A 6,241-nucleotide genomic window follows, 5' to 3' on the forward strand; every position below is an offset into this window, starting at 1 on the left:
AAGACCGGTGCGGCGGTCTTCGATACGCTCCGCCACGCGATAGGCGATTGCCGCCGTGGCGCTGCGGCCTTTGCTGCGGGAAATCATCGAGGCTCGAAGATGGTAGATCGCCATGTCAGCGCCGCACTCAGCTAAGGGTTCAAGGGAAACGCGAGTGTTCCCTTGCCCACACAAACGCGCAGCGTTTGTATAAGTGGGCACTTCGTGTCTTGCACCCTATCCTCTCTGCGGCCAGACTTGCAACCATTGAGAGAACTCAGGATTTTAAAATGGCACGCAGCATTGATCAGCAGATTGCCGAGGCGCAGGCGAAGCTGAACCGTCTCAAGAGCAGACAGAAAGCCAGTGAGACTCGCCGCAAGATCATCGTCGGGGCGGTGGTCACGACCGAGGCTCTGAAAGACCCCAAGATTGCACGGTGGATGGCAGGCACCTTGCGCAAGAACGTCACCCGCGACGTGGACCTCAAGGAGGTGGCAGGACTGCTCGATGAACTCGACGCCAAGGCCGCTCAGGCAAAAGGGGATCGGGAATGAGCGGCGTCAAAGACCCCTTCGAGATCCTGGCCGATGAAATCACCCTCATCCGCCGCCAGATCGACCAGCTCCAGCGCACCAGCCTCGACAAGACCGAGGCGAAAGCCCTCAACGCCAAGGTCGTGCAAGGCTTGGATGGCATGTCGAAAGTCGGACCCGCCGTCCAGGACCGTATCGAGAACAGCCTTCTCACCGTGGCCACAGATCTGCGCCTGCACGCCATGCAGGCCGCCTCCAGCGCCGCCCAAGATGCCATCCATGAAGCGCATCGCGAGAGCATGGAAGCTTCCGAACGGCTGCTCAGCGCCGCAGGAGAGGCCCGCAGGCAGGCTTGGCGCTATTTCGGCGGGTTCTGGGTATGGCTGGCCTCTGTGGGCCTCACAGGGGCGCTCCTGGGCGCTCTGGCGGTCTTCTGGCTGCAAGGCCGCGCCGATGCCCACAAGTTCGGCCAGAACCCCGGCATCTTCTGCCGATCGGCAGGTGGGCAGGTGATCCCGAATACCGAGGGCCGTAAGTTCTGCGCCTTCTGGATTGACCAGCCCTCGCAGTCCGGAAATTAACGGCTCACGCCCATCTCGCGCGACAAGGCGATCATGTTCCGCGCCCGTGCCACTACGCCCAGGGCGCGGGCGACATAGGCCGGATCATCGCCCGCCTCGGCCATGACCGCTTCGAGATAGGCGGCAATGTCTTCCTCGGTCCTGAGGTAGTCGGCGCTGTCGTAGCGGGCAAAGGTCTCTTCGGTCATCGATCACCCCTCCCATCCTGCGGCATTGGTTTTGCTCCGAGGTTCAGAAACCGACCAGCACCATGTCCAGCGCGGCCATGACCTCGCTGTCCTGCTCGGCCAGATTGGCAACGGGGCTGCGCAGCAGAGCGCGCGGAACGGCCGCCATGAACTGCGTGACCATGACATGCGGCTCGGCCTCAATCTCGAACACGGGATTGAGCCGCTTTGCAGGGATCGGGGCTTCGGACAAGGGCAGGAGCGGCACCACGATGCGGGTGTTCAGCCCGTTCAGAATGTCGGCTTGGACATCCAGAACATAGCCCGCCCCGCCAGGGCGAGCGTAAACGTCGAAACGAGCCATTAGAACTGGCGATAGGGATCGAGGGGCAGACCGTGCGCGTCGATCCATGCGTTTGAGCTGGCAAGGGCCTCGGCATTCGCGCGCTGCCACGCTTGCGCCTTGGCTTCGGCCACGGCGCGACGCAACCCTGCCTCAGCAGCTTGGGACAGGTTCACACCGAAGGACCGCGCTTCCGTCAGGAGCAAAGGGTCCAGGGTCAGGTTCGTCGGCTTCCGGGGCGCTGATTGAGCTTGCATGGATTTCTCCTCAAGTGATGCGCATGATATATGCGCACTGCCTTGGGAGACAAGCGGTTTGATAAGGTCCCAAGCAGACCCACCCCACAACCCCACGCTGATCCCCGCCCTGTCCCCAGTTCCGGCGCATAACACCCAATATCGCCAGATCAGCATCTTCCGGTTGAAGTGCAGCCTTCACACAGGCCGTCTCACAAGCCGATCCCGCCCCTGCCGTCAGACCAGCGGTCGAGCAGGCTTCCCCTCCCCCGGACCCCCACCCGCCGCGCGCGCATCCGCACGCGGAGTCGTCCACTCGGCCCACAAGGGGCCTCGCGTCCGACGGCATTCAAAAACTACACAGCCCGTCCATTCGGCGGGGGGTCGCCAGCTACCTGGCGGGCGCTCCCCCCCGGCGCGCAAGCGCGCCCGGACTGTGCATTTTTTGCCTGCCTATAGATCATAAGAAGGCAAAAAAATAAGTTATTGTTTTTGTTTATTTTTTTAGGGGGGGGTAGCCAGTAGCTTGCTGGCTACCCCTAGCCAGCAAGCTACTGGCTAGGGGTAGCCAATTTGACGTGCAAAATCGCCATTGATTTGTCAAAAATCGCCAGTAATAATTGCCACTAGATTGGCAGAAATTGCCAAAAATTTGGCTTGGGGTAGGCAGTGAAGCAGATAGTTCAACAGGACCGCAACACACGAGGAAACTGGGTTCAGACAGAACGCGCCGCGCACGAGGCTTGGGCGGCTCTCATCACAAAAGCTCCAAAAGCGGCGGCGGTGATGCACCTGCTGACGGCAAGAGTCAGGGAGAACAATGCCGTCGTTATATCCCACAAAACCCTTGCCCGCCTTCTTGGAGTGAAGAGCGTCACAACGGTCAAAACAGCTCTCGCCGTTCTCGAAGCAGACCGATGGATAGAGGTTCGCCAAATTGGGCAGAATGGGACCGTGAACGCCTATGTCATCAATGACCGAGTAGCTTGGAGTGGTGCGCGCGACGGCATTCGTTACAGCCTCTTTAGCGCAACCGTCATTGCAGCAAGTGACGAACAGCCGGACGCAGAAGCCTTGGGCCACCAGGAACCTCTGCGCCGCCTTCCCAGTCTGTTCCGAGATGAAAGCCAGATGCCTGCCGGGGATGGATTGCCCCCACCTTCCCAACCTTTTTTCGATGGCTTGGAGCCAGACCTCCCCTCGACGGAAGAAGGCGAATGAGGCCGTTCCGCGTTCCGCCCGGAACGGCTAAAATGGTGCACCACAGAACGGCAAGCATTCCATGTCATTCCTAACCTTATCTCAAGCTGCAAAATCCATCTCAAAAAGCAAATCAACACTCAACAGAGCCATAAAATCAGGGCGATTGAGTGCGGTCAGAAATGAAGATGGAACATTCTCGATTGACCCCTCCGAACTTGCCAGAGCGTTCCCCCAGAACGCACCGGAACGCGCACCAGTGGTGCACCATGAAGCGCACTCGGAACGCCCCGGAACGGAAGCTTCTAGCAAAATCGCCATGTTGGAACAGCTTCTTGAAAGAGAACGCGAAGCTCTTGCTCGTGAACGAGAAGTATCAGCAGATTTGAAAGAGGATCGAGACCGTTGGCGGGCTCAGGCAACGGGACTGCTGTCCGACCTCCGAACAGCACAAGAAAAGACTTCATCTGCGGCTTCTTCAGAAGTTTTCCCTAGCGCTCCACCTAAAAGATTTTGGAAGCGTCTTTTGGGCAGATGATTTCGGAGGCAGCTCTAAGAAAAAACGCAATACGAGCATCCGCGCAGCTTGATCCAGGCGGGCGGAGACATCCACGATCGCAGCCTGCCCGGATCAAGATAAAGCACAGGGCGGCAACGGCTGCTAAGAGCCCTTAGTTCCGGATGCTGCGTCATGGTCAACGGCAGTTATGCGAAGCAGTTCTGCTCCAGGTGAGTACACGGGCTATAAGCAATTAACTGACTGCTCTCCGAAACGGAGAGATAGTAGGTCGCTTTGACTACGCTGAATATTATATCGGCGCTATGACCATCGTCTTTTCTTCCGATCGCGTTTCGCTTGCCTCGGGAGATTTTTAGATGGACCAGGAGAGAATTTCGAGTTTATGCCTTTTCTTGAATCGGCTGCCTCGGGAAATATTTCAACTAGACGATCTACTGCAGCGACAAGAAAATTAGTGCAAAAGTCCATTACCATACACAGTGCGCCGCGGTCGAAGTCGTTCTCCAGCCCGGTTCCCCTTCCGTTCGGTTCAATGCGGTAGAATGTAAACGATAGGACGTGCGTATATTGAGATAGATAATTCCAAAAAAAATCAAATTCAGCTTGGTCAATTTCCAGATTGGCAATTAAATCTTTTTGCGGGGTAATCATCAAAAATTTACCTGACAAGAGGTCTTTTTTGAGCTTGGGGTCTAGGTTTGAGAAGTATTTGATCCCCTCTAGGCGTGCCGTGATTTCCTTTGCTTGCTCTTGAAGTCCCTCAATCTCCTCACCCGATAGGACGTGTGGAAGGATTTTTATCCGCTTCATGCAATCATAAAGGTTCATTACTTGCACGTACGCGCATTGGGTGTCTAAATCATCTGGGGCGTCGGTCAGATAACGAAACAAAAGGTAGCCTTCCAAAATCGATCGGGCATGTGACGCAACTGTGGATACATCCCAAATATCGAACTCCCGCTTGGCCCATCTGGACTTAGGCGCTGCACACATCATGGCTTGCGCATGTGCGCAAATCCTTGCGAATACGTAAGTAGAGTAACTAATTGCGGGCGCCTCAAGTCGCTCAGCGCATGCTTGACCTACGGCAATTGCTTCACAAACTGCCGCATCAAATTCAAGCAACCTTTCCCGATAATCTTCCGAGCTAAAACGTACTTTTGGGGTTTCGTCTGCCTCAATATTCTCAATCATACGGCTATCCTCAATATTTTTTAAATTGTCCTGAGCGCTACTGGAGAAGATTTCTTATTTAGGCGCAGTCCTCGAAAAAAACGTTTAGCAATCTAAATTCTGTAACTCGAAGATCTATCCGCCACATATGAACCTCAGCAGGTCAAGCCTCGTGGTGCGACCTTTGGCGAGGACTTTGAAGCGGTCGTTGGTTCCAAAGGAGTGAACGGCAGCAAAGTCCCGCAAAGCGGTCACTCAGAAGCGGTGAGGAAGGTTTATAGCCCGTGGTCCATGCCCCTGTCCCGGTGTCGGGCTTCTTGCTCCAGTTCGCGCAGACGCTCTTGCTCTTGTAACCGCTCAGCTTCTTCCACCCGCTGTCGATCTTCGGTCAGACGCTCCCGCTGCAACTCGGCGGCACGCTCAGCCAGCGCTTCACGGTCGATCCCCTGCGCGGCGTCACGCATGCGCTCGGCCAAGCTGCTGGCAGGCTCAGGGGCATGGCCCCGGCCAGATATGCCATCGCTCTGCCCCTGATGAGCCTCCCATGCAGTGCGCATCTGCGCTGCCAGGTCTTGTCTCCCACTAGCATGACCGCTTCGGCCCCCGGCATGAGCCAGCCCCCGTTCTAGCACGAGGCGTTCCGCGGCGCGTTCCAGCCAGGAACGCGCCCGCTCGGCCAGCTCTTGCGCCACGCGGGCCACCTCGACGGCCTGTGCCTTTATCTCTCGCCAGACCTGAACGGCCGCAACCTCGATGCCGCGCTCCTTGAGCTGCCACGCCCCTGCGGAAAGCTGCGGTAGCGGCTTGCGGTCCAGCGCCACGGCTCGCACGGTTTCACGCAGCTCCTCGGCCTCATCGCCGCGCTCACGCGCCTCTGCGGCCAGCTCAAGGGCCTCGTCCCGCTGCGCCTCTAGGGTGCGGTGGTCGATGCGCTCTTCGATGCCGGCGCGTTCGAGGGCAAGATTGGCACCCTGCGACCATGCCTCCCGCCAGTCTTCAAGAAGCTCGACCTTGTTCCAATCGCGGTTCTTGGTGGCGAAGCCTTCGGGGTCGATCTCGCGGGTGGTGAGCAGGATATGGGCGTGGTGGTTGCGATCATCGCCGTCGCGCCCCGGCGCGTGCAGGGCGATATCCGCGACCATGCCACGATCCACGAACTGTTCCTGGGCGAAGGCCCGGACCAGTTCGATCCGCTGCGCATGGGTCAGCTCGGCAGGCAGGGCCACGCGCACCTCGCGGGCCACCTGGCTGTTCTTGCGCGTCTCGGCTTCCTCGACACGGTTCCACAGCTCGGATCGGTCGGAGGCCCAATCCGGCGCGTGGTCCGGGGCGAGGATCTCGGTGTGATCGACACCGCCGCGCTTGGCGTAATCGAAGACAAGACCGGTGCGGCGGTCTTCGATACGCTCCGCCACGCGATAGGCGATTGCCGCCGTGGCGCTGCGGCCTTTGCTGCGGGAAATCATCGAGGCTCGAAGATGGTAGATCGCCATGTCAGCGCCGCAC

At 58.2% G+C, this 6,241-nt stretch carries 9 protein-coding genes; 4 read left to right on the plus strand and 5 right to left on the minus strand.

What is annotated here, in order from left to right:
* Nucleotides 1–269 precede the first annotated feature (269 nt).
* Nucleotides 270–536, plus strand: coding sequence for a hypothetical protein (locus DDE75_RS16910; protein ID WP_108503557.1), 267 nt, complete (start codon nucleotides 270–272; stop codon nucleotides 534–536).
* Nucleotides 533–1,096: a hypothetical protein gene (locus tag DDE75_RS16915; protein WP_108503558.1), complete on the plus strand. Its 564-nt coding sequence runs from the start codon at nucleotides 533–535 to the stop codon at nucleotides 1,094–1,096. Before DDE75_RS16910 ends, DDE75_RS16915 begins: the two co-directional genes overlap by 4 nt.
* Here the strand turns inward: DDE75_RS16915 and DDE75_RS16920 are convergent.
* The 3 genes from DDE75_RS16920 to DDE75_RS16930 are packed head-to-tail and all read right to left on the minus strand — an operon-like array spanning nucleotide 1,093 to nucleotide 1,863.
* A complete protein-coding gene (locus DDE75_RS16920) occupies nucleotides 1,093–1,284 on the minus strand; it encodes an addiction module antidote protein (protein ID WP_108503559.1) in 192 nt (63 codons plus the stop codon). The genes DDE75_RS16915 and DDE75_RS16920 overlap by 4 nt on opposite strands.
* A gap of 43 nt (nucleotides 1,285–1,327) precedes the next feature.
* Nucleotides 1,328–1,627, minus strand: coding sequence for a CcdB family protein (locus tag DDE75_RS16925; protein WP_108503560.1), 300 nt, complete (start codon nucleotides 1,625–1,627; stop codon nucleotides 1,328–1,330).
* The gene (locus DDE75_RS16930; protein WP_108503561.1) at nucleotides 1,627–1,863 is read right to left on the minus strand and encodes a type II toxin-antitoxin system CcdA family antitoxin; all 237 of its coding nucleotides are present in this window, start codon (nucleotides 1,861–1,863) and stop codon (nucleotides 1,627–1,629) included. The genes DDE75_RS16925 and DDE75_RS16930 overlap by 1 nt, the downstream gene beginning before the upstream one ends.
* Nucleotides 1,864–2,511: 648 nt before the next feature.
* Here DDE75_RS16930 and DDE75_RS16935 point away from each other — a divergent pair.
* Complete coding sequence (locus DDE75_RS16935; RefSeq protein ID WP_072298743.1) at nucleotides 2,512–3,063, plus strand: helix-turn-helix domain-containing protein; 552 nt, start codon at nucleotides 2,512–2,514, stop codon at nucleotides 3,061–3,063.
* Nucleotides 3,064–3,124: 61 nt separating this feature from the next.
* Complete coding sequence (locus tag DDE75_RS17415; RefSeq protein WP_162799105.1) at nucleotides 3,125–3,580, plus strand: MerR family transcriptional regulator; 456 nt, start codon at nucleotides 3,125–3,127, stop codon at nucleotides 3,578–3,580.
* Between the two features lie 282 nt (nucleotides 3,581–3,862).
* Here the strand turns inward: DDE75_RS17415 and DDE75_RS17420 are convergent, their stop codons facing one another.
* Entirely contained in the window at nucleotides 3,863–4,756 is an 894-nt protein-coding gene (locus DDE75_RS17420) for a DUF5677 domain-containing protein (RefSeq protein WP_162799106.1), read from the minus strand.
* 254 nt (nucleotides 4,757–5,010) lie between these two features.
* Nucleotides 5,011–6,241: MobQ family relaxase (gene mobQ, locus DDE75_RS16940; RefSeq protein ID WP_245894790.1), on the minus strand; the 1,231-nt coding region annotated here is incomplete at its 5' end.

This window comes from Paracoccus indicus, assembly GCF_003056335.1.
Classification (GTDB): Bacteria; Pseudomonadota; Alphaproteobacteria; order Rhodobacterales; family Rhodobacteraceae; genus Paracoccus; species Paracoccus indicus.

Coding starts and splice junctions, on each gene's coding strand:
- DDE75_RS16910 (WP_108503557.1), top strand. CDS start 270: ATGGCACGCAGCATTGATCAGCAGATTGCCGAGGCGCAGGCGAAGCTG.
- DDE75_RS16915 (WP_108503558.1), top strand. CDS start 533: ATGAGCGGCGTCAAAGACCCCTTCGAGATCCTGGCCGATGAAATCACC.
- DDE75_RS16920 (WP_108503559.1), bottom strand. CDS start 1,284: ATGACCGAAGAGACCTTTGCCCGCTACGACAGCGCCGACTACCTCAGG.
- DDE75_RS16925 (WP_108503560.1), bottom strand. CDS start 1,627: ATGGCTCGTTTCGACGTTTACGCTCGCCCTGGCGGGGCGGGCTATGTT.
- DDE75_RS16930 (WP_108503561.1), bottom strand. CDS start 1,863: ATGCAAGCTCAATCAGCGCCCCGGAAGCCGACGAACCTGACCCTGGAC.
- DDE75_RS17415 (WP_162799105.1), top strand. CDS start 3,125: ATGTCATTCCTAACCTTATCTCAAGCTGCAAAATCCATCTCAAAAAGC.
- DDE75_RS17420 (WP_162799106.1), bottom strand. CDS start 4,756: ATGATTGAGAATATTGAGGCAGACGAAACCCCAAAAGTACGTTTTAGC.